Source organism: Streptomyces sp. NPDC006516 (assembly GCF_040611875.1).
GTDB lineage: Bacteria > Actinomycetota > Actinomycetes > Streptomycetales > Streptomycetaceae > Streptomyces.
The window spans coordinates 417,120-439,958 of record NZ_JBEXPD010000001.1 but is presented as its reverse complement, the minus strand read 5'-3'; the positions used below and the strand labels follow the sequence as shown (position 1 = coordinate 439,958).

17 protein-coding genes are annotated in these 22,839 nt (G+C 71.9%); 8 read left to right on the top strand and 9 right to left on the bottom strand.

The features are described 5' to 3' along the window. The first annotated feature begins 129 nt into the window (after positions 1-129). From ABZY45_RS01880 to ABZY45_RS01870, 3 genes are all read left to right on the top strand, one after another. Positions 130-1,137 (top strand): hypothetical protein, encoded by a 1,008-nt coding sequence (locus ABZY45_RS01880; protein WP_356735081.1) that lies wholly within the window; start codon positions 130-132, stop codon positions 1,135-1,137. A gap of 143 nt (positions 1,138-1,280) precedes the next feature. Then, positions 1,281-4,589: a S8 family serine peptidase gene (locus tag ABZY45_RS01875; protein WP_356735079.1), complete on the top strand. Its 3,309-nt coding sequence runs from the start codon at positions 1,281-1,283 to the stop codon at positions 4,587-4,589. A 184-nt stretch (positions 4,590-4,773) separates the two neighbouring features. Further along, a complete protein-coding gene (locus tag ABZY45_RS01870; RefSeq protein ID WP_356735077.1) occupies positions 4,774-5,802 on the top strand; it encodes an aspartate-semialdehyde dehydrogenase in 1,029 nt (342 codons plus the stop codon). A gap of 67 nt (positions 5,803-5,869) precedes the next feature. Here the strand turns inward: ABZY45_RS01870 and ABZY45_RS01865 are convergent, their stop codons facing one another. The 3 genes from ABZY45_RS01865 to ABZY45_RS01855 are packed head-to-tail and all read right to left on the bottom strand — an operon-like array spanning position 5,870 to position 6,981. Then, positions 5,870-6,217: a type II toxin-antitoxin system PemK/MazF family toxin gene (locus ABZY45_RS01865; RefSeq protein WP_356735075.1), complete on the bottom strand. Its 348-nt coding sequence runs from the start codon at positions 6,215-6,217 to the stop codon at positions 5,870-5,872. Next, positions 6,204-6,434 (bottom strand): ribbon-helix-helix domain-containing protein, encoded by a 231-nt coding sequence (locus tag ABZY45_RS01860; RefSeq protein ID WP_033299349.1) that lies wholly within the window; start codon positions 6,432-6,434, stop codon positions 6,204-6,206. Before ABZY45_RS01860 ends, ABZY45_RS01865 begins: the two co-directional genes overlap by 14 nt. 46 nt (positions 6,435-6,480) lie before the next feature. Beyond that, positions 6,481-6,981 carry a DUF1203 domain-containing protein gene (locus ABZY45_RS01855; RefSeq protein ID WP_356735073.1) on the bottom strand — a complete coding sequence of 167 codons (501 nt, stop codon included), beginning with the start codon at positions 6,979-6,981 and terminating at the stop codon, positions 6,481-6,483. Positions 6,982-7,095: 114 nt separating this feature from the next. Between ABZY45_RS01855 and pepN the strand changes: the two genes are divergently transcribed. Then, on the top strand, positions 7,096-9,672 hold the full coding sequence (gene pepN, locus ABZY45_RS01850) for an aminopeptidase N (protein ID WP_356735071.1): 2,577 nt from the start codon (positions 7,096-7,098) through the stop codon (positions 9,670-9,672). A 64-nt stretch (positions 9,673-9,736) separates the two neighbouring features. On the opposite strand, the gene alc is transcribed toward pepN, so the two are convergent. From alc to ABZY45_RS01825, 5 genes are all read right to left on the bottom strand, one after another. After that, positions 9,737-10,882, bottom strand: coding sequence for an allantoicase (gene alc / locus ABZY45_RS01845; RefSeq protein WP_356735069.1), 1,146 nt, complete (start codon positions 10,880-10,882; stop codon positions 9,737-9,739). Positions 10,883-10,941: 59 nt separating this feature from the next. Further along, positions 10,942-11,895, bottom strand: a complete 954-nt coding sequence (locus ABZY45_RS01840; protein WP_356735067.1) for a LysR substrate-binding domain-containing protein — start codon at positions 11,893-11,895, stop codon at positions 10,942-10,944. Between the two features lie 77 nt (positions 11,896-11,972). Continuing rightward, positions 11,973-12,185 carry a hypothetical protein gene (locus tag ABZY45_RS01835; protein ID WP_356736544.1) on the bottom strand — a complete coding sequence of 71 codons (213 nt, stop codon included), beginning with the start codon at positions 12,183-12,185 and terminating at the stop codon, positions 11,973-11,975. A 38-nt stretch (positions 12,186-12,223) separates the two neighbouring features. Then, on the bottom strand, positions 12,224-14,401 hold the full coding sequence (malQ, locus tag ABZY45_RS01830) for a 4-alpha-glucanotransferase (protein WP_356735065.1): 2,178 nt from the start codon (positions 14,399-14,401) through the stop codon (positions 12,224-12,226). Then, positions 14,402-14,716 (bottom strand): hypothetical protein, encoded by a 315-nt coding sequence (locus tag ABZY45_RS01825; protein ID WP_356735063.1) that lies wholly within the window; start codon positions 14,714-14,716, stop codon positions 14,402-14,404. 271 nt (positions 14,717-14,987) lie between these two features. On the opposite strand from ABZY45_RS01825, the gene ABZY45_RS01820 reads away from it, so the two are divergent. Then, entirely contained in the window at positions 14,988-17,972 is a 2,985-nt protein-coding gene (locus ABZY45_RS01820; RefSeq protein WP_356735061.1) for a beta-N-acetylglucosaminidase domain-containing protein, read from the top strand. A 37-nt stretch (positions 17,973-18,009) separates the two neighbouring features. On the opposite strand, the gene ABZY45_RS01815 is transcribed toward ABZY45_RS01820, so the two are convergent. Beyond that, on the bottom strand, positions 18,010-18,546 hold the full coding sequence (locus ABZY45_RS01815) for an HNH endonuclease (protein ID WP_145801502.1): 537 nt from the start codon (positions 18,544-18,546) through the stop codon (positions 18,010-18,012). A gap of 319 nt (positions 18,547-18,865) precedes the next feature. On the opposite strand from ABZY45_RS01815, the gene ABZY45_RS01810 reads away from it, so the two are divergent. The 3 genes from ABZY45_RS01810 to ABZY45_RS01800 all read left to right on the top strand — a co-directional run bounded on the left by ABZY45_RS01810 (position 18,866) and on the right by ABZY45_RS01800 (position 22,835). Next, a complete protein-coding gene (locus tag ABZY45_RS01810) occupies positions 18,866-19,933 on the top strand; it encodes a mechanosensitive ion channel family protein (protein WP_356735059.1) in 1,068 nt (355 codons plus the stop codon). Positions 19,934-20,181: 248 nt separating this feature from the next. Beyond that, on the top strand, positions 20,182-21,342 hold the full coding sequence (locus tag ABZY45_RS01805) for an ROK family transcriptional regulator (RefSeq protein ID WP_356735057.1): 1,161 nt from the start codon (positions 20,182-20,184) through the stop codon (positions 21,340-21,342). Positions 21,343-21,494: 152 nt separating this feature from the next. Beyond that, the gene (locus tag ABZY45_RS01800) at positions 21,495-22,835 is read left to right on the top strand and encodes an ABC transporter substrate-binding protein (protein WP_356735055.1); all 1,341 of its coding nucleotides are present in this window, start codon (positions 21,495-21,497) and stop codon (positions 22,833-22,835) included. Positions 22,836-22,839 lie beyond the last annotated feature (4 nt).

Sequence of the window (22,839 nt, the reverse complement as noted above, 5' to 3'; positions counted from 1 at the left end):
GTGCAATCCCTGCCTCGACCGCCCTTTTCGGCATTCGAACTGCCGTGCTTCAGGACGGGCTCGTCCTGAAATGTCGACGGACCTGTAACACGGGTTACCGCGCCGCGGGCCTGCGGGAACCTCCCCGGCATGACCCAGAACACCCCACTCTCCCCCCGCGCCTCCCACGATGTGCGCCACCGCGTGCAGTCGGCCGCGCAGTTGCGCGCCCGGGGCGTGACCGCCGCACAGACCGCCGACCGGTGCCTGCCCGGCGGGCCGTGGCAGCAACTGCTCCCCGATGTGTACCTGCTGCACCCCGGCCCGCCGACGAACGAGGACCGGGTGCGCGGCGCGCTGCTGTACGCGGGACGGCCCCCGGCCACCGCCCGCCGGGCCGTGCCGGTCCAGCCCGGGCCCGGTTACGGGGAGGCCATGGTGACGGGGCTCGCGGCGCTGGCCCTGTACGGCTTCACGTCCGCGCCGCCGGTGATCGCGCTGCACCGCATCGACGTACTGGTGCCGCGCACCCGGCGGCTGCGCTCCGCCCGCTTCGTGCAGGTGACCCGGGCCGCCTCACTCCCCCGGCCGCAGCTCAGGCTCGGGATTCCGCTGGCCCCGGTGGAGCGGGCCGTCGCCGACGCGGTGGCCGCGCTCACGGACGCCTCGACGGTGCGCAGGCTCCTGACCGAGGCGGTGCGAGGGGGACACTGCGAACCGGGCCCGGTCGTACGGGAACTGAACGCGGCCAAACTCCTGGGCCGGGCCCACGTGGTGGACGCGGTGGACGCACTGCTGATGGAGGGCCGGGCGGTGGCGGAGGGCCGGCTGTACGAGATGGTGCGCGGGCACGGGCTGCCGGAGCCGGTGTGGAACGTGGAGCTGTCCCTGCCGGGCGGAGGCCACCTGGGCGGTGTGGACGCCTACTGGCCGGAACAGGCCGTCGCCCTCGAACTCGGCGCCCGCTCCCCCCGGGAGGACGCCGTCGCCTTCGCGGCGGAGCGTGAGCGGCTGGAGAGGCTCGGGATCGCCGTGGTGCGGGTGACGCCGAAGCAGCTGCGCGAGGCGGCGGCACAGCAGGCGGTGGTGCTGCGCACGGCGCTGATGGCGGCCTGCGACCGTGAACCCGCGGCCTGTGTGGTGGTGTTGCCACGGTAAGTGGCGCAATGCTCCCGGTGGCGGATCTACGCCATGTCCCGTTCTCGTCCCCGCCAACTCTCCACAAACCCCTGTCATTTACGAAAGGCTGAGCGGTCATCGGGTACCGAATTCCGGACTCTCTCTTTCTTTCACAAACAGGGATGCTGATGACCAAGGAATCCCCCAGCTCCATACCCGGGGCGAGACGCGCCGCGCGCATCGCGGCCGCGGCCGGTCTGGCGGCCACACTGGCCGCCTCCGGCGCCGCCCCGGTCTTCGCCGCCGACGATCCGGCCTCCTCTCCGGTGAAGCCCGCCGCCACGAGCACCAAGGGCGACAAGCTGGGCGAGGCCGACGCCGACGTGCTGGCGAAGGCCGAGGCCAAGGGCGAGAAGAACATCACGATGATGGTCGCCACCACGCCCGGGGCGACCGAGCAGGTCACCGCGCAACTGGACGCCGTCAAGGGCTCCGTGCCGGGGCAGCGGTACGACAAGCTGGGCTACGTCCGCGCGACCGTGCCGACCGCGACCGCCGAGGCCACCATCAAGGCGGCGCAGAAGCTCTCCTCCGTCAAGGGCATCGATCTCGAGCAGGAGATCAAGCTCGACGACCCGACGCCCGCGGGCGACCGGGCCGCCGGAGCGAAGCAGCAGAAGGCCACGGGCAGCTACCCGGCGCCGGACAGGAACACCCCGGCGAAGAACCCGTACAACCCGTCCTTCGAGACGGGCGCGGTCGACTTCGTGAAGCAGCACCCGAAGGCCGACGGCCGCGGGATCACCATCGGCGTCCTGGACTCCGGTGTCGACCTCGGCCACCCCGCGCTGCAGAAGACCACCACCGGCGAGCGCAAGATCGTCGACTGGGTGACCGCCACCGACCCCGTCAGTGACGGGGACGGCACCTGGCTGCGGATGACGGCCTCGGTCGCCGGTCCGGCCTTCACCATCGGCGGTCGCACCTACTCGGCGCCTGAGGGGTCCTACAAGATCCAGCTCTTCTCGGAGGCCGCCACCAGGGGTGGCGACATGGCCGGGGACCTGAACCGGGACGGCGACACCACCGACGTCTGGGCCGTTCTCTACGACCCGACCGCCGGCACCGCCCGTGTGGACCTGGACAACGACGCGGACTTCGGTGACGAGGCCGCACTGAAGCCGTACAAGGACGGCCACCAGGTCGGCTACTTCGGCCAGGACAACCCGGCGACCGAGGTCGTCGAGCGCATCCCGTTCGTCGTCGAGACCCGCAAGAACGTGGTCTACAACGCGGCGGGCGCCACGGCCGACTACGTGAACATCGGCGTCATCGAGAGCGAGCACGGCACGCACGTCGCGGGCATCACCGCGGCCAACGGCCTGTTCGGCGGCAAGATGAACGGCGCCGCGCCCGGCGCCAAGGTCGTTTCCTCGCGCGCCTGCACCTGGTCCGGCGGCTGCACCAACATCGCGCTGACCGAGGGCATGATCGACCTCGTCGTGAACCGCGGCGTCGACGTCGTCAACATGTCGATCGGCGGTCTGCCGCCGCTCAACGACGGCAACAACGCCCGTGCCGAGCTCTACAAGCGGCTCATCGACATCTACGGCGTCCAGCTGGTCATCTCGGCCGGCAACGACGGCCCCGGTGTGAACACCATCGGTGACCCCGGCCTGGCCGACCACGTCATCTCCGTGGGCGCGTCCGTCTCCAAGGAGACCTGGGCCGCCAACTACGGCTCGAACGTCACCAAGAAGTACGACATGCTGCCCTTCTCCTCGCGCGGTCCGCGTGAGGACGGCGGCTTCGCGCCGATCCTGACGGCCCCGGGTGCGTCCATCAACACCACCCAGACCTGGCTGCCCGGCGGCCCGGTCAAGGAGGCGGGCTACTCCCTCCCGGCCGGCTACTCGATGCTGCAGGGCACCTCGATGTCCTCCCCGCAGGCCGCCGGCGCCACCGCGCTCCTGCTGTCCGCGGCGAAGCAGAAGAACATCGAGCTGCCCCCGGCCGATCTGCGGACCGCGCTGACCAGCACCGCCACCCACATCGACGGCGTGCCCGCGCACGCCCAGGGTTCCGGCCTGATCGACATCATCGGCGCCTGGAAGCAGATCGAGAAGCAGGGCGCGGCGGCCCACGAGTACACGGTGAGGGCCCCGGTCGACACCGCGATCGACTTCGCGCTGAAGGACCCGGGCTTCGGCACCGGTCTGTACGACCGCGAGGGCGGCCTGAAGGCCGGCCAGAAGAAGTCGTACGACATCGTCATCACCCGCACCACGGGCCCGGACAAGGCCGTGAAGCACAAGCTGTCGTGGAAGAACGACGACGGCACCTTCTCCCTGACCGGTTCGAGCACCGTCTCGCTGCCGCTCGGCAAGCCGGTGACCGTCAAGGTGCAGGCGAAGCCCCGCACGGCGGGTGTCCACAGCGCCATCCTGCGGGTGGACGACGCGAAGACCGTCGGCGTGGACCAGCAGATCCTCTCCACGGTGGTCGTCGCCAAGGACCTGGTGAAGCCGGCCTACGCGTTCTCGACGACCGGCTCGGTGCAGCGCAACGGCACCACGTCGTACTTCCTGAACGTCCCGGAGGGCGCCGAGACCCTCGAGGTCGCACTGAGCGCCCTGCGCTCGGGCAGCCAGACGCGGTTCATCTCCATCCACCCGTACGGTGTCGCGGTCGAGGACAGCTCCACGATCTACTGCTACCCGAACTACGAGAACCCGACCAACACCTGCCGCCCGGACACGCGCTCCTACAAGGACCCGCAGCCCGGCGTCTGGGAGATCGAGGTCGAGTCCCGCCGTACGTCGCCGCTGCTGGACAACCCGTACAAGCTGGACGTCTCGCTGCTCGGTGCCACCTTCGACCCGGCGGTGCAGACCATCGCCGAGGCGAAGATCGGCACCCCGGCCGCGGTCGAGTGGACGGTCACCAACAACGCGGGCGACCTGGAGGGCAAGCTCAAGGGCGGCTCACTGGGCTCGGCCGACGTCGAGCGTCCGTCGATCTCCACGGGTGGCGAGTACCGCAAGGAGGTCACCATCGGTGAGGGCGTCGAGAAGCTGGACGTCGCCATCGGGAACACGTCGGACGCCAACGCCGACATCGACCTGCGCGTCCTCAAGGGTGCGACGGAGGTCGGTGCCTCCACGTCGGCGGGCTCGGAGGAGTCGGTCAGTCTGGTGAAGCCGGCGGCCGGTACGTACACCATCGTCATCGAGGGCTACTCGGTGTCGGCCGGGACCACCGAGTACGACTACCGGGACGTGTACTACTCCCCGTCGCTCGGCGAGATCAAGGTCGACGAGTCGAAGGCCGTGAACCTGGCCAACGGCGCGTCCGCCCAGGTCGGCGCCGAGGTCGTGGTCGCCGGAGCGGCTCCCGAGGGCCGGCAGTTCTTCGGCGAGGTGCAGCTGGTGAACTCCCGCGGCACCGCGGCGGGCACCGGCAGCGTCGTGATCGAGAAGGTCGCGCCGTAGCTCTCGCCACGGTGTGATCCGTACGACACCTCATGACTGTGGGGCGGGTGCTCTCAAGGGCTCCCGCCCCACAGCTCTGTGCGCGGTGCGTCCGCCTGCCGGACAATGGATTGGACAAGGAAGCCGGGGACATACGCATCATGGACCGGCAAGCGTGCCCGTTCGCATCTGTGAGGGAGTCCCAGTGAAGGTCGGAATTGTCGGCGCCACCGGTCAGGTCGGCACAGTCATGCTCAGGATTCTGGCCGAGCGGAAGTTCCCCGTCGACGAACTGCGACTGTTCGCCTCCGCGCGCTCCGCGGGCTCCACCATCGCGTACGAGGGCACGGACATCACCGTGGAGGACGCCTCCACCGCCGACTACACGGGGCTCGACATCGCCCTGTTCTCGGCGGGCGGCGCCACGTCCAAGGCGCTGGCCGAGAAGGTCGCGTCGCAGGGCGCCGTCGTGATCGACAACTCCTCCGCCTGGCGCAAGGACCCCGAGGTCCCGCTGGTGGTCTCCGAGGTCAACGCGCACGCGATCAGGAACCGCCCCAAGGGCATCATCGCCAACCCGAACTGCACCACGATGGCGGCCATGCCGGTGCTGCGCCCGCTGCACCAGGAGGCGCAGCTCGACGCGCTGACGGTCGCCACGTACCAGGCGGTCTCGGGCTCCGGGCTCGCCGGTGTCGCGGAGCTGCACGGCCAGGTCTCCAAGGTCGTCGCCGACGCGGACAAGCTGACGCACGACGGCGAAGCGGTCGACTTCCCCGAGCCGGGCGTCTACAAGCGCCCGATCGCCTTCAACGTGCTGCCGCTCGCCGGTTCGATCGTGGACGACGGTTCCTTCGAGACGGACGAGGAGCAGAAGCTCCGCAACGAGTCCCGCAAGATCCTGGAGATCCCGGAGCTCAAGGTCTCCGGCACCTGCGTGCGGGTCCCGGTCTTCTCCGGCCACTCCCTCCAGATCAACGCCCGTTTCGCCCGCCCGATCAGCGTCGAGCGCGCCTACGAGCTGCTGAAGGACGCCGAGGGCGTGGAGCTCTCCGAGATCCCGACCCCGCTCCAGGCGGCCGGCAAGGACGCCTCGTACGTGGGCCGCATCCGCGTCGACGAGACCGTCGAGCACGGCCTCGCGCTGTTCGTCTCCAACGACAACCTGCGCAAGGGCGCCGCGCTGAACGCGGTGCAGATCGCGGAGCTGGTGGCGGCGGAGCTGAAGGGCTGACGCCCTCCCCGCCCGCGCGAAGGGGCGGCCACCGGATCCGGGTGGCCGCCCCTTCGCGCGCCTCGGGTCAGAGGGCGAGATGGCGCCGCAGGGCTGCCTCGATCTCCCCCATCCGCTGACGCGGCACGGTCCCGACGCGCTTCAGGAACCGCTCGTGCGCCATCGCGCGCACCTGCTCGCACTGCACTTTGCTGTCCTTGGGCAGGCCTGACTCGTCCGCCTGCAGCAGCACCTGGAAAGGGTAGACCCGAGAGGTGTTGGAGGTCAGCGGCACGACCGTGACCACGCCGCGCCCGGTCCGGTCCACCACCGCGTTGGCGCCGTCGTTCGAGACGATCACCGAGGGCCTGGCCTTGTTGGCCTCACTGCCTCGGACCGGTTCGTACTCGACCAGGTAGATGTCACCGCGCTTCATCGGTCAGCCCGTCCCCGGAGAACCGGTCCCAGAACGCGGCGTCCTCACTCGCGTCCCACTCCGCGAAAGCGGCCTCGTAGTCGGCCTCCAGGTTGGAGGCGCGCAGAGCCTCGATGGCGGCGTGTATCACCGCCGACCGGGAGTCTGCCTCGGTCTTCGCGGCGTACTCGTCGACGAAGGCGACATCCTCCTGCGGCAAGCTCACACTGATCTTCATGATGACCATCCTACCGCCCGTAGGAATCAGTTGGCTACCGCAGGTATCAGCCCCGGCGCACCTCGAAGTGGTAGCACCCGTACTCCACCGCCCTCACATGCACCAGCGCCACCTCCGGGTCGGCGAAGGCCTCCGCGAGCGCCTCGTCGAAGCCCCGCTCCTCGTCGGCCGGGATCTCCAGCAGCCGGCCGCCGACGATCCTGCCCTCCGCGTCGTAGCGCCGGACCGTGCGCAGGGCGCCCGCGCGCGAGAACGGGTAGCCGGTCCGGTCCTCGGCCGGGCCCTCGCACTCCTCGGCGTGGATGAAGACCGGGCCCTGTTCGTCGTAGGCACCCGGGCGCGCCCAGGTCTCGGCCGCCCAGCGCCGCAGCGGCGCGTACGAGACGAGCGCGATCCGCTCCCCCGCCCCGGCGCCGCGCAGGCAGCAGCGCAGGGGGTCACCGTTCTCCGTGGCCGTGTAGGGGACGCAGGGGCGTCCGGCGTCGTCGGCCGTCCGGAGCTCTTCCAGCGTGCTGGGGCCGATGGGCAGTGCCGTGTACATGGTCATGGTCCGAGGGTGGCCCCCGGAACCCCCGCAGGTCCGGCGGAAAACGGACATCGCGCTCCGGCCACCCCACGTGGAAGGATGGCCAGAAACTCGCACATCGAAGGAGATGACCGCGTGCCTGGCACGAATCTGACCCGCGAAGAGGCACAGGAGCGGGCGCGCCTGCTGACCGTGGACGCGTACGAGATCGATCTCGACCTCTCCGGCGCGCAGGAGGGCGGCACCTACCGGTCCGTCACCACCGTGCGCTTCGACTCCGCCGAAGCCGGGGCGGAGACCTTCATCGATCTGGTCGCCCCTGCCGTGCACGACATCGTGCTGAACGGCAAGGACCTGGACATCGCCGCGGTCTTCCGGGACTCCCGGATCACGCTGAAGCACCTGCAGGCCGGTGCCAACGAGCTCAAGGTCGTCGCCGACTGCTCGTACACCAACACCGGTGAGGGTCTGCACCGGTTCGTCGACCCGGTCGACGAGCAGGCCTACCTCTACACCCAGTTCGAGGTCCCGGACGCCCGCCGGGTGTTCGCGAGCTTCGAGCAGCCCGACCTGAAGGCGACCTTCCGCTTCACCGTGAAGGCACCCTCCGGCTGGACCGTGATCTCCAACTCGCCGACGCCCGAACCCCAGGACGACGTCTGGTCCTTCGAGCCGACGCCGCGCATCTCCACCTACATCACGGCGCTCATCGCCGGTCCGTACCACGCGGTGCACAGCAGCTACGAGAAGGACGGCCAGTCCGTGCCGCTCGGCATCTACTGCCGGCCCTCGCTCGCCGAGTACCTCGACGCGGACGCGATCTTCGCCGTCACCCGGCAGGGCTTCGACTGGTTCCAGGAGAAGTTCGACTACGCCTACCCCTTCGCCAAGTACGACCAGCTCTTCGTCCCGGAGTTCAACGCCGGGGCGATGGAGAACGCGGGCGCGGTCACCATCCGCGACCAGTACGTCTTCCGCTCGAAGGTCACCGACGCGGCGTACGAGACGCGGGCCGAGACCATCCTCCACGAGCTGGCCCACATGTGGTTCGGCGACCTGGTCACCATGGAGTGGTGGAACGACCTCTGGCTGAACGAGTCGTTCGCCACGTACACCTCGATCGCCTGCCTGGCGGACGCCGAGGGCTCGAAGTGGCCGCACTCCTGGACGACGTTCGCCAACTCCATGAAGACCTGGGCGTACCGGCAGGACCAGCTGCCGTCGACGCACCCGATCATGGCGGACATCCGCGACCTCGACGACGTCCTGGTGAACTTCGACGGGATCACGTACGCGAAGGGCGCCTCGGTCCTGAAGCAGCTCGTGGCGTACGTCGGCAAGGACGCGTTCTTCACGGGCGTGCAGGCCTACTTCAAGGCGCACGCCTTCGGCAACACGCGCCTGTCGGACCTGCTGGGCGCGCTGGAGGAGACCTCCGGCCGTGACCTGAAGACCTGGTCGAAGGCGTGGCTGGAGACGGCCGGGATCAACATCCTGCGCCCGGAGATCGAGACCGACGAGAACGGCCACGTCACCTCGTTCACCGTGCTCCAGGAGGCCCCCGCGCTCCCCGCCGGCGCGAAGGGCGAGCCCACGCTGCGTCCGCACCGCATCGCCATCGGCTGCTACGACCTCGACGCGGCGGGCAAGCTGGTCCGCACGGACCGGATCGAGCTGGACGTCGACGGCGAGCGCACCACCGTGCCGTTCCCGGCCGGCACGCCGCGCCCGGCGGTCGTCCTGCTCAACGACGACGACCTGTCGTACGCGAAGGTCCGTCTCGACGAGGAGTCGCTGCGGGTCGTCACCGCGCACCTGGGCGACTTCACGGAGTCGCTGCCCCGCGCCCTGAGCTGGGCCTCAGCCTGGGACATGACGCGTGACGGCGAGCTGGCGACACGTGACTACCTGGCGCTGGTCCTCTCCGGGATCGGCAAGGAGTCGGACATCGGCGTCGTCCAGTCGCTGCACCGTCAGGTGAAGCTGGCCCTGGACCTCTACTCCGCCCCGGAGTGGCGCGAGGCGGGTCTGAGCCAGTGGACCGAGGCGACGCTGGCGCACCTGCGCGCGGCGGCGCCGGGCAGTGACCACCAGCTGGCCTGGGCCCGTGCCTTCGCGGCGACGGCCCGCAGTCCGCTGCACCTGGACGTGCTGCAGTCGCTGCTGGACGGCACGCAGGTGATCGAGGGCCTGGCCGTCGACACCGAGCTGCGCTGGGCGTTCGTGCAGCGCCTTGCGGCTGTGGGCCTGCTCGACGAGGAGGAGATCGCCGCCGAGTACGAGCGCGACAGGACGGCCGCAGGCGAGCGCCACGCGGCCTCCGCGCGGGCCGCCCGGCCCTCCGAGGAGGCGAAGGCCGAGGCGTGGGCCTCGGTCGTCGAGTCGGACAAGCTGCCGAACTCCCTCCAGGAGGCGGTCATCGGCGGTTTCGTGCAGACCGACCAGCGCGAACTGCTCGCCCCGTACACGGAGAAGTACTTCGCGGCGGTCAAGGACGTCTGGGACTCGCGCAGCCACGAGATGGCCCAGCAGGTCGCGGTCGGCCTGTACCCGGCTCTCCAGGTCTCGCAGGAGACACTGGACGCCACGGACGGCTGGCTGGAGTCCGCGCAGCCGAGCGCGGCGCTGCGCCGCCTGATGTCGGAGTCCAGGGCGGGCGTGGAGCGCGCGCTGAAGGCGCAGGCGGCGGACGCGGCGGCGGCCACCGCTTAGCCGGTTGGAAACCGCCCGGCGGGCAGGCGCTGTCGCGCAGCCGTCCGCCGGGCGGGAGCTGTGGTTACGAGGCCGAGGCCTCGTGGCGGCGGGTCAGTTCGGCCGTACCGGCCTCCGTCAGGGAACCGTGCAGACGCATCCGGGCCACCCCGCCGTCGGGGTAGGCGTCCAGGCGGACGTGGGTGACCACGGCCTCGGTGTCCAGGACGAAGCGGTGCGGGGTGTCCGGCTGGAGCCTGGTGCGGGGGATGATCTCGAACCACTCGCCGGTGTCCCCGTCGCGGCCGTGCAGGCTGATCCAGCCGGCCGCGTTCCCCTTGAGGTAGGCGGTGTCGATCTCGACGGCGCGGACCGCTCCCTGTGCGGGCAGCCGGAAGCGGACCCAGTCGTTCGTGTCGCGGACCCTGCGGCGGCGGTTCTCCCAGCCGTCGTCCATCTTCCGGGAGGTACCGGGCAGGATGATCTGGGCCGGCGAGGAGTAGAAGCGGTCCGAGGCGTCCTCGTACGTGCCGCCGTTCAGGATCGAGATCAGGTCGATCGTGCCCAGCGCCGCGAGCCAGGCGGGATCGGGTACGACCTCGCCGTGGACGCGGAGACGGGCGATGCCGCCGTCGGGGTGCTGGCAGACGCGGATGTGGGTGTAGCGGCGGCCCCCCGTGACCTCGAAGCCGTTGGCGGCGTGGCCGCGTACGGGGGACGGCGGAACCAGTTCCTCCCACTTCACGTCGTCGGCGAGGAGCTCCTCCGGCCCGGGTGCGCCTTCCACGGACGTCGCCTGCACGGAGACCCTCTGCGGGTAGTTGCCGCGGAAGTGGGCGGTGTCGACGACGATGCCGCGGACGATCCCGGGCGTGCCGAGCCGGACGATCGCCCAGTCGTGGTCCTCGGGGGCGGGGAAGGGGTGGCCCGCGTCGGCACCCCGGCGGCGGCGGGTCTCCCAGCCGTCCATGACCTTGCCCTTGTGACCGAAGCGCTCGGGGTCGAAGACGGCCGGCTCGCGGAGCAGGAGGTTCTCGCGCTCGGCGAAGAACTCGTCGTTGGCCGCGATCACGCCCGCGCCGAGGCGGCGGTCGGCGAGGTCGACGAGCTCGGTGAAGGGGAAGTCGCCCGCGCGGTAGTCGGCGTACGGGTCACCGCCGCCGTACGGCGCCGCGTCGTTGGCGTGCGGGTCGGTGGAAGAGGGCTCCGGGTGCTTCGTGTCGGTGGGCATGCGTCCACTGTGCTGGCGCACCACCCATCAGGTCCATCGAAAGTTTTCGCACGATCCGTTCAGTTCTGCTGAACGGTCTGCTGAACGGACTTACCCTGCTGGACGGACCGCTCCGCCGCCAGCCGGAGCGCCGCCAGGACCCGGGCGGTCGCAGGACCGTCTTCCGCGCCCTGCCGTACGGCGGCCACGACGTGGCGGTACGGCCGGTCGGCCTCCAGGATCCGCATCACCACGCCGTCGCGGGGCCGGTCGGAGGCCGAGACCATTCGGGGGACAAGCGCGACGCCCATGCCCGCGCGGACCATGACGAGGATCGTGGTCCAGCCGGCGGCGCTGTGCGCCTGCTCCGGCACGAAGCCGGCCGCCTCGCAGGCGGCGGTGGTGATCTCCGACCAGGGGCCGGATCCGCCGAAGATCCAGGCTTCACGGGAGAGGTCCGCCAGGCGCAGGGCGGGCGCGCCGGCGAGGCGGTGCCCGGCGGGCAGGGCCACGTCGAGCGGGTCGGCCAGGAGCGGCAGCAGGGTGAAGCGGGGGTCCCGGGCCGTCGGGGCGTGCGCGGCGAGGGAGAGCGCCAGGTCCACCTCCCCGGCCGACAGCAGCTCGTAGGCCTCGGCGGCCTCCGCCTCCCGTACCCGCACCTGGGGCCCCGGCCGGTCCTCGGCCGCCAGGATCCGCACGGCGGGTACGACGAGGGCGGACACGGCCGTCGAGAAGGCACCGACCCGCACCTGGCCCGACTCACCCCGCAGATAGCCGGCCAGATCGGCGTCGGCCCGCTCCAGTTGCGCGAAGACGGCCTCGGCGTGGCGCAGCACGAGGTGCGCGGCGTCGGTGAGCCGGACCCGGCGGCCCTGAGGCTCCAGCAGCGGTACGCCGAGCTGTCCGGCCAGATTGGTGAGCTGCTGGGAGACGGCCGACGGCGTCATGAGGAGCGCCTCGGCCGTCGCGGTGACCGTGCCCCGGTCACGCAAGGTGCGCAGGATGCGGAGTTTCCTGACGTCCCACTCGGTCATGGCCGAAACCTACTCGCGTCCGGACATGCCGGTGCGCCGCGCGGTACTGCGTACCGGCGGCGCACTCGGGAGACGTCCTAGGCCTGCTTCTTGGACTTGTCGAGGACCATGACGAGACCGGCGATCACCACGAACAGGACGATCGGCAGGGCGACGTAGAGGCCGAGGGTCTCCAGCACACTCAGCCCCGGACCCGGGTCGTCACCGTCGTCGCGGGTGAGCGCGAGCGCCGGGGACGACATGAGCAGCATCATCAGCGTCGTACCGGCCGCGACGGCGCCGGCGCGCATAGCGTTCTTCTTGTCCACGGTGCAAACGTAGCGAACGCCTACGAGGGACGCGCGTCCGGGGGTGCCGTACGGGCCCTGGGGCCCTCCGGAGCGGCTGCGCCGCCCGCGGCGTCCGCCCGGCGCACGAGGACGTCCATGAGCCGGTGCAGCCGGGGTGAGGCCGCGATCTCCTCCAGGGTGACGGGATGGCCGTCCGCATCGGCGACGGGCAGACGCCAGTTGGGGTACTGGTCCCAGGTGCCGGGCAGATTCTGCGGGCGGCGGTCGCCCACGGTGTCCGGGAGCCAGACCCCCACCATCCGGGCCGGAGTGCGCAGCAGGAACCTGTGGACGGCGCGCACGGCCGCCTCCTCGTCGCCCTCCCCCTCGGGCAGCAGCCCCAGCCGGGCCAGGTAGCCCAGCCATTCCGCGGTGTCCGCGGCGTCCTGGGCGAGTTCCTGCTCCAGCTCGCGGGCGAGCAGGCCGAGGCGGTGGCGGAGCGTCACATGGTCGCCCGTCAGCCGGGCGGCGGTGGAGGGCAGGTCGTGGGTGGTCGCCGTGGCCACGCAGTCCCGGCGCCACCGCTCGGGGGCGAGCGGGCGGCCCGTGCCGCCCCAGTCGCGCTCGAACCAGAGCACGGAGGTACCCAGAACCCCCCGCCGCGCGAGTGCCTCGCGCACACCGGGCTCGACGGTGCCGAGGTCCTCCCCTATGACGACGGCACCGGCCCGGTGGGCTTCGAGGACCAGGACGGCGAGCATCGCCTCGGCGTCGTGGGAGACGTACGCGCCTTCGGTGGGCGGGCGGCCCTCGGGCACCCACCACAGCCGGAAGAGGCCCATGACATGGTCGATGCGCAGAGCCCCGGCGTGGGCGAGGAGACCGCGCAGCAGGTGCCGGTAGGGGGCGTAACCCGATGCCGCCAGGGCGTCGGGGCGCCAGGGGGGCAGCCCCCAGTCCTGGCCGTGGGCGTTGAAGGCGTCGGGGGGCGCGCCGACGGACATGCCCTGCGCGAAGGCGTCCTGCTGGGCCCAGGCGTCGGCGCCGTCGGGATGGACGCCGACGGCGAGGTCGTGGACGATGCCGACGGCCATCCCGGACTCACGCGCGGCGGCCTGGGCGGTGGCGAGCTGGGTGTCCGTCAGCCAGGCGAGCCTGCAGTGGAAGTCGACGCGGTCCAGGAGCCCGGCGCGGGCACGGCCACTCTGCGGGGAGCGCGGGTCACGCAGGCCCTCGGGCCAGGTGCGCCACTGGGTGCCATGCACCTCGGCCAGTGCGCACCACAGGGCGTGGTCCTCCAGCGCCTGCCCCTGGGCGGCGAGGAAGTCGCAGTAGGCGGCGCGGCGGCCGGGGGTCAGGGGGACCTGGTGGACGATCTCCAGCGCCTGCTTCTTGAGCTCCCAGACGGCGTCCCGGTCGATCAGCGCGCCCTTGTTCAGCACGGCCTCGCGCAGCGCGGCGGCCTGCTGGCGCAGATCGTCCAGGACGGTCCTGCCGGGCTCGTCGACGTGTCCGTACTCGGGGATCGACTCGATGTGCAGATGGATCGGGTCGGGGAAGCGCCGGGAGGAGGGGCGGTACGGGGAGGGGTCGGTGGGGCTGCCGGGCACGGCGGCGTGCAGCGGGTTGACCTGGACGAAGCCGGCCCCGAGGGCACGCCCGGACCATGCGGCGAGGTCGGCCAGGTCCGCGAGGTCGCCCATGCCCCAGGAGCGGGCGGAGAGCAGCGAGTAGAGCTGGACGAGGAATCCGTGCGTGCGGCCGGGCGGCTGGGGTACGCGGTCGGGAGCGACGACGAGTGTGGCGGTGGCCTGCCGGTGGTCCGGGGTGCGGACGGTGAGCCGGTGGACGCCCAGGGGTGGTTCGGTCCACCAGGCGGTGCTGCCGGGCGGGCTCGCGGCCGGGGCGGACTTCACCCGCAGGCTCAGGGGCGAGGGCGCTTCGGTGGTGCCGGGTTCGAGGTCGATCGTCAGGACCGTGCCGGGCGGCAGCTCGCCCAGCGCGGCCGGCAGCGGCTCCCCGGACCAGGCCACCACCGTCGGCGGGAGCAGTCGGGAGGCCGCCGCCGATTCGGCCGCGGCGAGTGATCTCCGTACCTCCACGGGGGTGCCGGCGTCGACGCCCAGGGCGGCGAGCACGGCCGTGACCGTGTCGTCGGGGACGGACACCGTGACATCCGCGGACGGGGAGAAGGAGGTGGCGACGCCGTGCAGTGCGGCGAGCCGGGACAAGCCCATTCAGACTCCTGGGGACTCCATGCCCCCTGCGGTGCCGGGTGCTGTCGGCTCGCTGGTCAGAGGGGCGGTGGCGGCGAGCGGTGGCTCGCTCGTGAGGGGTGTCGCGTCGGCGAGCGGAGGCTCGCTGGTGAGGGGGGCCGCGTCGGCGAACACGGGTTCACCGGCCAGGTGGGAGACATCGGCGAGCGGGAGCTCGCTGATCATCGGAGGGGCGGTGGGGGTCGGGGCCGTCCCGCCTGCCAGCGGTTCGGGACCCGTGAGGTTCGGCACCTGTTTGGAGAGGGCGGAGAGCAGAAGCTGCGCTGAAGCGGGCAAGGTGGCCTCCTGGCCGTGGACAACAGGACACAGCAGGCCTACCCAGAGGGCGCGTCGGCAGGCATGGACGTGACACAGGCGTTATGACAACGAGCCCAACGTGCCGTGGGTCACATCCGGTTCCCTCGTTCGCCAGGTATGGGCACTTTTCAGCCACCCGGCCCACATCTCGCGCATATCCGTCATAACGACCAGGCGCATTGACACTCCCGCGCCCGGGTGGTGGGCTCGGACGTCACTGCCGGGCGAGGTCAGGACGAAGGAGTACGGCGTGCAGCTCGGGCGCAGAAGGCACGCGACGGCCCTCGCCGTCGCGGTGATCGGCGGACTCCTCGGCCCGTTGGCGCCGGCCGCCGTCGCGGCCCCCGTCCACCCCACAGCGACCACCCAGGACCGTCCCGACGCGTCAGGCCTGCCGGCCGTCTGGCCCCGGCCGCAGTCCGTGAAGGCGTCCGGGCACTCCGTCGCCCTGGGCTCCGAGGTCACCCTCCTCGCCGAGTCGGGCGCCGATCCGTACGCCGTGAACAGCCTCAGGGCGCTGCTGCGCGAGGCCGGCGTACGCACGGTGCACGAGGCCCTGCCGGGCGGTGGCCCGGTGATCCGGCTCGGCGGTACGGACGCGGGGCGCGCGCTGCGGGCCCTCGGCGCGGCCGATCGGGCGGATCTGCCGGACGGCGGTTACCGCCTGGCGGTGGGCAGGGCGGACGGCAGACCGGTCGTCGCCCTGGACGGGGTCGGCGAGGACGGCCTGTTCCACGGCGTCCAGACCCTGCGCCAGCTCGTGCGGAAGGGCAAGGTCTCCGGGGCCGTGATCCGCGACTGGCCGGGCACCGCGGTGCGTGGGATGGCCGAGGGCTTCTACGGACAGCCCTGGACCCGGGAGGAGCGGCTCGCCCAGATCGCTTTCATGGGGCGCACGAAGCAGAACCGCTACCTCTACGCGGCCGGGGACGACCCCTACCGGCAGAGCCGCTGGCGCGAGCCGTACCCCGCCGACGAGCGGGCCGGCTTCCGCGCGCTGGCCGCGAAGGCCCGGGCCGAGCACGTGACGCTGGGATGGGCCGTCTCCCCGGGGCAGGCGATGTGCATGGCCTCGGACACGGACGTGCGTGCCCTCACCCGGAAGATCGACGCGATGTGGGCGCTGGGGGTCAGGTCCTTCCAGCTGCAGTTCCAGGACGTCAGCTACAGCGAATGGCACTGCGACCAGGACGCGGAGATGTTCGGCAGCGGCCCGGAGGCGGCGGCCAGGGCGCAGGCCCGGGTCGCGAGCGCCGTGGCCCGGCATCTCGTGGACCGGCACCCGGGCTCGGAGCCGCTGACGGTGATGCCGACCGAGTTCTACCAGGACGGCGCGACCGACTACCGCACGGCACTCGCCACCGCGCTGGACGACCGGGTGCAGGTGGCCTGGACCGGCGTCGGGGTCGTGCCGAGGACCATCACCGGGCGCGAGCTGGCAGGTGCACGGGCGGCCTTCCGCCATCCCCTGGTCACCATGGACAACTACCCGGTCAACGACTATGCGCGTGACCGGATCTTCCTCGGTCCGTACACCGGCCGGGACCCCGCGGTGGCCGCCGGCTCGGCGGCGCTGCTCGCCAACGCGATGGAGCAGGCGTCGGCGTCCCGCGTCCCGCTGTTCACGGCCGCCGACTTCGCCTGGAACCCGAAGGGGTACCAGCCGCAGGAGTCCTGGCGAGCGGCGCTGGACGATCTCGCGGGCGGCGACGCCTCCGCCCGGGCGGCCCTGGAAGCCCTGGCGGGCAACAGCACCGCCTCGGTGCTGGGCGGTGACGAGTCGGCGTACCTGAAGCCGCTGCTGGCCGCGTTCTGGAAGTCCCGTTCGGCCGCTGAGGGCGCGGACGCGGCGGCCCGCGACAGGGCGGCGCGGGAGCTGCGGGCAGCCTTCGGGGTGATGCGCCAGGCCCCCGAACGGCTGAAAGCCACCGCGAGCGGGCGGCTGGAGGACGAGGTGCGGCCGTGGACGGCGCAGCTGGCCCGGTACGGCCGGGCGGGTGAGCTAGCGGTCGATCTGCTGCGGGCGCAGGAGCGCGGCGACGGGGCCGCCGCCTGGCAGGCCCTCCTCGCGCTGGAGCCGCTGCGCGAGGAGATCGCGGCGGCCGGGGCCACGGTCGGCAAGGGTGTTCTCGGCCCCTTCCTGGACCGGGTCCGCAAGGAGGCCGACGCCTGGAACGGCACCGACCGCGAAGCGGGCAAGGTCAGCCGGGACGCGTACGCCCACACGGTCCGGCTCGACCGGGCCCGTCCCCTGGAGGCCGTGACCACGCTCGCGCGGCCGGGTGAGGGGACGAAGGGCGCGGTCCTGGAGGTACACGTGCCGGGCGAGGGCTGGCGCCGTCTCGGCCCCCTGTCGGCGGACGGATGGACGCAGACGGCGGTGAAGGGCCTGCGGGCGGACGCGCTGCGGGTCACGGCCCCGGCCGCCCGCCCGGTCCTGGTCGGCCCGCCGGCGCCGGGTGTCACGGGCACATCGGACCGGGCGCCCGTGTCGGTGCGGGCGCTGGTCCCGTGGTTCGGCGACGAGCCGGCCGCCCGGCTCGCTCTCGTACGCGACCGGACGGACGCCGTGATCGGCGGCGGTACGCAGCGGGTCGAGGCACGGCTGGCCGGCGGGCGTCCCACCGAGGTCAGGGGCAGGCTGCGGGCGAAGGCGCCCGAGGGCATCGAGGTCGAGGTGCCGAAGCAGACCACGGTGGCGCGCGGCTCGCGTGCGGACGTACCGGTGGACATCACCGTGCCGGCGGACACCCCGGCGGGTGAGTACGAGGTCCCGCTGAGCTTCGGCGGCGAGGAGAGCACGCTGACCGTGCGGGCGTTTCCCCCCACCTCGGGCCCCGATCTGCTGCGCGGCGCCCGGGCGTCCTCCTCCGGGGACGAGACCCCGGACTTCCCCGCGGCTGCGGCCTCGGACGGCGACCCCGGGACCCGCTGGTCCTCACCCGCCGAGGACGGGGCCTGGTGGCAGGCCGAGCTGCCCGAGCCGGTGCGGCTGGGGCAGGTCGTCCTGCGGTGGCAGGACGCCTACGCCTCCCGCTACCGCGTCCAGGTGTCGTCCGACGGGCGCACGTGGCGTACGGCCGCGACGGTCCGGGAGGGCGGTGGCGGGCGCGAGTCGGTCCGGATGGACGCGAAGGACACCCGTTTCATCAGGGTCCAGGGCGACGGCCGTGCCACGCCGTACGGCTACTCGCTGTGGTCCCTGGAGGCGTACGCGGTCGACGGCCAGGGCTGAACGTCCGGGGCACGGGCGGCGAAGGCCGCCCGGCAGCTCAGGCCGACACGCCGTCGATCCGGGCCATCACGTCGTCCGCGCCGAACGGCTGCAGGTAGGGAAGCCAGCGCGGGTCCCGGTGCCCGGTCCCGATGATCCGCCAGGCGAGGCCGCTGGGCGGTGCCGGCTGGTGGCGCAGCCGCCAGCCAAGCTCGGGCAGGTGGCGGTCGGCCTTGACGTGGTTGCACCGGCGGCAGGCCGCCACCACGTTGTCCCAGGCGTGCTGCCCCCCGCGGCTGCGCGGAATGACGTGGTCGACGCTGGTCGCGGCGGCCCCGCAGTACATGCAGCGACCGCCGTCCCTCGCGAAGAGGGCGCGGCGGGTGAGTGGCACGGGCCCCCGGTACGGGACCCGCACGAAGCGCTTGAGACGGATGACACTGGGCGCCGGCAGAGCACGGGTGGCGCTGTGCATGAAGGCACCGGACTCCTCGAGGCAGATGGCCTTGTTCTCGAGGACGAGGACGAGTGCGCGGCGGAGCGGTACGACGCCGAGCGGCTCGTACGACGCGTTGAGAACCAGGACGTGCGGCACGTGGATGCCTCCTTGTACGCCGGCGGCGCGTGGCTCGCGCCGGGACGATCCGATCTCAGTCTCTCCTCATGCCTGGTCCGAGCGCCACCACGTGCGGGTAACGGGCCGGAAGGATTTTTCTCACCGTCACCCCCCGCGGGCACCGCCCGGAGACACCGGAACGACCGCTGCGACAGGGCGGCCGGGGCCCGCAGACGCGGAGCCGCACCCTCCGCACCGGCGGGTGAGACGTGTCTCTCCCCGCTCCGCGGCAACGAACCACTCCCCCCGCTTCGTTACTGTGGTTGGTCTGCTGTCGCCCCACCTGGAGGTCCCCGTCGTGTCCCTGTCCGCCCTGTTGGCCGCGGCTCCGTCCCCCGGAGCAGCCGGTTCGCTGGACGAAGCCGCCGAGCGGGCCGGGAACGCCGCGGGCTGGGTCGAGGAGAACTGGTCCACCTGGCTGAACACCGGTCTGCGCATCATCCTCATCGCCGCGATAGCGATCGTGCTGCGCTACCTGATCCGGCGCGCCCTCACCAACCTCATCGACCGGATGAACCGCAGCGCCCAGGCGGTGGAGGGCACGGCGCTCGGCGGCCTGCTGGTCAACGCGGAACGCCGTCGTCAGCGCTCCGAGGCCATCGGATCCGTACTCCGTTCGGTCACCTCGTTCCTGATCCTCGGTACGGCGGCGCTGATGATCCTCGGGGCGTTCCAGATCAATCTGGCCCCGCTGCTGGCCTCCGCCGGGGTCGCCGGTGTGGCGCTGGGCTTCGGTGCGCGCAACCTGGTCACCGACTTCCTCTCCGGCGTCTTCATGATCCTGGAGGACCAGTACGGCGTCGGTGACACGGTCGACGCCGGAGTCGCCTCCGGCGAGGTCATCGAGGTGGGCCTGCGGGTGACCAAGTTGCGCGGCGACAACGGCGAGATCTGGTACGTCCGCAACGGCGAGGTGAAGCGGATCGGCAACCTCAGCCAGGGCTGGTCCACCGCCGGTGTCGACGTCACCGTCCGTCCCACGGAGGACCTGGACCGCGTGCGCGCGGCGATCACCGAGGCCGGCGAGGCCATGACCAAGGAGGAGCCCTGGTCGGAGCGGCTGTGGGGTCCGGTGGAGATCCTCGGCCTGGACGCCGTGCTGCTCGACTCGATGACGGTGCGCGTCACGGCGAAGACGATGCCGGGCAAGTCGCTCGGCGTGGAGCGGGAGCTGCGCTGGCGGATCAAGCAGGCGCTGGACGCGGCCGGTATCCGGATGGTCGGCGCCGTGCCCCTCCTGACCGAGGGCGAGTCCACCGCCGACCCGACGGCGGCCATGGCGGCCCCGTCGGCGTACGCGTCGACGACGTCGCCGCAGTCGCTGGCGACGACCCCCATCCCGCCGCCCACCAACCTGACCAAGTAGCACACGCACGGCAAGGGGCGCCCCGCGAGACCGCGGGGCGCCCCTTGCCGTGCGTCGCCCTGCCCGTTCCCGCGTCCGCCGGGTGCCGGCTCGTGGCGACCGGCCCGGAAGCCCTCGTCCCGCCGCGGCGGCGGGCCTCAGGTAACGCTTCGGTAGATCTGCGGCCCCACCCCATTGACGATCCGGTGACGCGAGTCCTACCTTCCTCATCAACAGTAAAGTTTCCTAACAGAAGGCGAGCGCCGCTCATGGCCGGAACCACACCGGGAACCCCCCGCGTTCTGCGTGCCATGAACGACCGGGCGGCGCTCGACCTCCTGGTCACCCAGGGGCCCCTCACCCGCACGCGCATCGGCGAGCTGACGGGGCTCTCCAAGCCCACCGCCTCCCAGCTGCTGGCCAGGCTGGAGGAAGCGGGCCTGGTTCGCTCGACGGGCAGCCAGAGCGGGCGGCCCGGGCCGAACGCCGTGCTCTACGAGATCGACCCGGGCGCCGCCCACGTCGCCGCGCTCTCCGTCGGGCCCACCGGCATAGACGCCGTGGTCGCCGACATCACCGGCGCCGTGGCCGGCTCCTGCCGCGTGGAGGCCGAGGCCGTCGCGGAGGACGTACGCCACCGCACCGCCCAGCTCGTCGCCGAGGCCGTGGACGGCGCCCTGCGTCCGACCGGTCTCGGCCACGACGATCTCTCCTCCGTGGTGATCGGGACACCGGGCGCGATCGACCCGCACACCGGCCAGCTGCGCTACGCCCCCCATCTGCCCGGCTGGCACTCCCGCACCCTGCTCGCCGACCTCGCCGAAGTGGTCGGACGGCCCGTCGTCATCGAGAACGACGTGAACCTCGCGGCGATCGCCGAGCAGTACGAGGGCGCGGCCCAGGACCATGATCATTTCGTGCTCGCCTACCTCGACGAGGGCGTGGGGGCCGCGATCGTCCTGGGCGGCACCCTCCTGCGCGGCGCGACCGGCGGCGCGGGGGAGATCGGCTACATGCCGCTGCCCGGCGCCCCCCTCGCCCGGGGCGGCGCGGCCGACTGGGCCGGCCCCGACGCGGGAGGCGGCTTCCAGAGCCAGGTCTCCTGCCCCGCCGTACGCGACCTGGCCGGAGGCAGGCCGCTGGACGAAGCCCTCGCCGACGCGTCCGTGCGGGCCGAGGTCGCCCGCAGGCTGGCCACCGGCCTCGCCTCGGTCGTCGCCGTGGTCGATCCCGAACTGGTCGTGCTCTCCGGCCGGGTCGCCCAGGCCGGCGGGGAGGAACTCCGCGCGCGGGTCGAGGCCGAGATGACCGGCCTGGCACTGCCCCGGCCGCTGCTCCGCGTCAGTGACATCGAGGGCGACCCGATCCTGACCGGCGCGCTGCGGACGGCACTCTCCCAGGCCCGCGACAGCGTCTTCGACACCGCCTGACCCGCCCGGCACCCCGCCCCACCGCGCCGCCCGTACAGGGCGGTGCGTAAGGCACCCCCATACCCGGAGGACTCCCCACCTCCCGTCCCTCTGTTCCCCCGTTCCCCCGTTCCTCTTTCCCCCGCGAAGTACCGCCGCAAAGGAAGTCCGCTATGGCGCTCTGGCGCTTTCGTACCCGCGTGCCCCTGGCGCTCGGCGCAGCCGCGCTGCTGCTGTCCGGCTGCGCCAATCCGAGTACCGGCAGCAACACCGACGACCCCACGAAGCCCGTCACGCTGAAGTTCTGGCACGGGTGGTCGGCCCCCGGGGAGGTCAAGGCGATCAACGAGAACATCGCCCGGTTCGAGAAGCTCCACCCGAACATCGACGTCGTGTCCACCGGCAACGTGAGCGACGAGACGATCAACCAGGCGCTGCGTGCGGGCGGCGGCGACGCACCCGACGTCGTCACGTCCTTCACCACCAACAACGTCGGGCAGTACTGCTCGTCCGGTATGTGGGTGGACCTCGACCCCTTCATGAAGAAGAGCGGTATCGACAAGGCGAAGGTCTTCCCCAAGACCCTGCTGGACTACACGCGGTACGAGGGCGTCCAGTGCGCGACGCCCCTGCTCGCCGACGCCTTCGGTATGTACTACAACAAGGACGCCTTCGAGGCGGCCGGCATCACCCGGCCGCCGCGCACCATGTCCGAGATGAAGGCCGATGCGGTCAAGCTGACGCAGAAGAACAAGGACGGCTCCCTGAAGCGCGCCGGCTTCATGCCGAACTTCCAGCTCTACCAGAACTCCCCCGACCGGATGTTCGCGCAGTGGGGGCCCGAGTACTTCGACGACGAGGGCAAGGCGAAGCTGGCCGACGAGCCGAAGACCGTGGACTTCTTCACGACGATGCGCGAACTCACGGACGCGCAAGGTGGCTACGCGGCCATGGAGAGGCTCCGCGCCCGCTTCGGTGACGAGATGTCGTCCCAGAACGGCTTCCTGACCGGCAAGCTCGCCATGCACCTGGACGGTGAGTGGCGCGGGCTGATGCTCGACGAGGCGAAAGCGGACTTCGACTGGGCGGTCGCCCCGCTGCCGGTCCCCGACGACCAGGCGGACACCTACGGGCGCGGCTATCTGACGGGCACCGTGGCCGGCATCGCGCACAGCAGTCGGCACCAGAACGCGGCCTGGGAGCTGGTCAGGTACCTGACGATCGACACCGAGCCGGTCGTCCACTTCGCCAACGCGATCCACAACGTGCCGTCCACCTTCAAGGCACTCGAATCCCCCGCCCTGGACGCCGATCCGGCCTTCCGCGCCTTCATCGAGATCGCCCAGAACCCGCACAGCCAGGCGGTCCCGCCCTCGAACAACGGCGGGCAGTACATCACCTCGTTCGGTGACTTCGCGCAGTCCGTCGAGGCGGGCAGGACGAAGGACCTGCACCGCGCCCTGAAGGAACTCGACGAACAGATCGATGCCGACAACCTCCAGTCGGAAAGCTGAGGAG

What these genes read in the sequence shown, in the direction of transcription:
- ABZY45_RS01880 (WP_356735081.1), top strand. Translation starts at nt 130, where the DNA reads ATGACCCAGAACACCCCACTCTCCCCCCGCGCCTCCCACGATGTGCGC.
- ABZY45_RS01875 (WP_356735079.1), top strand. Translation starts at nt 1,281, where the DNA reads ATGCTGATGACCAAGGAATCCCCCAGCTCCATACCCGGGGCGAGACGC.
- ABZY45_RS01865 (WP_356735075.1), bottom strand. Translation starts at nt 6,217, where the DNA reads ATGAAGCGCGGTGACATCTACCTGGTCGAGTACGAACCGGTCCGAGGC.
- ABZY45_RS01860 (WP_033299349.1), bottom strand. Translation starts at nt 6,434, where the DNA reads ATGAAGATCAGTGTGAGCTTGCCGCAGGAGGATGTCGCCTTCGTCGAC.
- ABZY45_RS01855 (WP_356735073.1), bottom strand. Translation starts at nt 6,981, where the DNA reads ATGACCATGTACACGGCACTGCCCATCGGCCCCAGCACGCTGGAAGAG.
- alc (WP_356735069.1), bottom strand. Translation starts at nt 10,882, where the DNA reads ATGCCCACCGACACGAAGCACCCGGAGCCCTCTTCCACCGACCCGCAC.
- ABZY45_RS01840 (WP_356735067.1), bottom strand. Translation starts at nt 11,895, where the DNA reads ATGACCGAGTGGGACGTCAGGAAACTCCGCATCCTGCGCACCTTGCGT.
- ABZY45_RS01835 (WP_356736544.1), bottom strand. Translation starts at nt 12,185, where the DNA reads ATGCGCGCCGGCGCCGTCGCGGCCGGTACGACGCTGATGATGCTGCTC.
- malQ (WP_356735065.1), bottom strand. Translation starts at nt 14,401, where the DNA reads ATGGGCTTGTCCCGGCTCGCCGCACTGCACGGCGTCGCCACCTCCTTC.
- ABZY45_RS01805 (WP_356735057.1), top strand. Translation starts at nt 20,182, where the DNA reads ATGGCCGGAACCACACCGGGAACCCCCCGCGTTCTGCGTGCCATGAAC.
- ABZY45_RS01800 (WP_356735055.1), top strand. Translation starts at nt 21,495, where the DNA reads ATGGCGCTCTGGCGCTTTCGTACCCGCGTGCCCCTGGCGCTCGGCGCA.